Here is a 1,255-nt window from a genome sequence, read left to right on the forward strand (position 1 = left end):
GAAAAGCTAGGAGGTGACGTAGATGGATGATGAAGTAGACGAGGTTGAGACCGATGACGTTGTTGATGAGGTGCCGGACGAACTGGAAGAGGAGACGCTCTCCAGTTACACGTATCTAATCAAGAACGGCCACATCATGAGTATGACTGACGGCCGCAAAGCCATGGTACAAGCCGTGGATAAGATTCTCCGGACGGAACGGTTTGTCTATCCAATTTATGATGATCAATACGGGAATGACTTCGAAGAGTTACTTGGTAAAGACTTCGACTATGCCGAGGTCGAAGTTGACCGTATGCTGACTGAAGCTCTGGAGGCCGATGACCGGGTGACCGATGTGGCTGTTGATTCGATTGAGAAGATTGATTCAACGACGCTTAAGGTGATTGGGTCCTGTGAGACCATTTACGGCACGATTCCAGTAGAAAGCGAGGTGGGGTTAGATGAATCCGGAAGCACTGGCGACTGAGTTAGAGGCACACGACTTCGATTATTTTATGAATGACATGCTAGACGAGATTGACGATGACAAGGATAAACGGCAAGGGTCAATTATCTATGACGCGATGGCCCCAGCGGCTACTAAGCTGGCTGAAGAGTCCCTGTCATTAGCCAACATTGTCCGACTGACCTGGACACAAACGACCAATAGCGAGTTCTTAGATTGGCGAGCGGCTGAGCGTGGGGCTTCACGGCAACTAGCAACCGCTGCAGAGGTGATTGCTAAGTTCCTCGATGCCGATGGTAATCCTATCAGTAATGTAGCAGTTAGTGACCAGTTCGCAAGCGTTGGAGAAGAGCCTATCTTCTATCACGTCAAAGAGGTCAACACAGACCTGACAGCATTACTGGTAGCCGATGAGATCGGTACCCGTCCGAATGGGTATCAGGGACAGATTTTACCAGTAACGCCGAATGATGCGCTGAGTTGGGCTGAGATTACTTCGGTAGCGGTACCAGCCAAGGATGACGAGACTGACGACCACTTACGGGACCGAATTCTCTCTCCGGACGCTTACAACGCGTACGGTGGGAACATTGCGGACTACTTGGACATGTTGAGCAAGATTGAGTCTGTGGGTGCCGGTCAGGTCTATCCGACTTGGCGCGGTGGTAGCACGGTCAAACTGGTCATTGTGAATAACGACCTAAGAGCGGCTAGTCCTGAGTTGTTGAGTCAGGTCAAAGAGACTATTGACCCGGCGGACGCAGAAGGACAGGGCTACGGGTTAGCACCAATTGGACATGCGGTCAC

Annotated in this window: 2 protein-coding genes; both read left to right on the top strand. The window is 50.9% G+C overall.

The window, feature by feature from the left end; genetic code table 11:
• Positions 1-22: 22 nt before the first annotated feature.
• Positions 23-469 (top strand): DUF2634 domain-containing protein, encoded by a 447-nt coding sequence (locus tag ACYVN4_RS45215; RefSeq protein WP_125685957.1) that lies wholly within the window; start codon positions 23-25, stop codon positions 467-469.
• On the top strand, positions 444-1,255 hold an 812-nt coding region (locus ACYVN4_RS45220; RefSeq protein WP_460730513.1), incomplete at its 3' end, for a baseplate J/gp47 family protein. The genes ACYVN4_RS45215 and ACYVN4_RS45220, both read left to right, overlap by 26 nt.

The sequence above is a fragment of the Nocardia heshunensis genome (assembly GCF_054782115.1).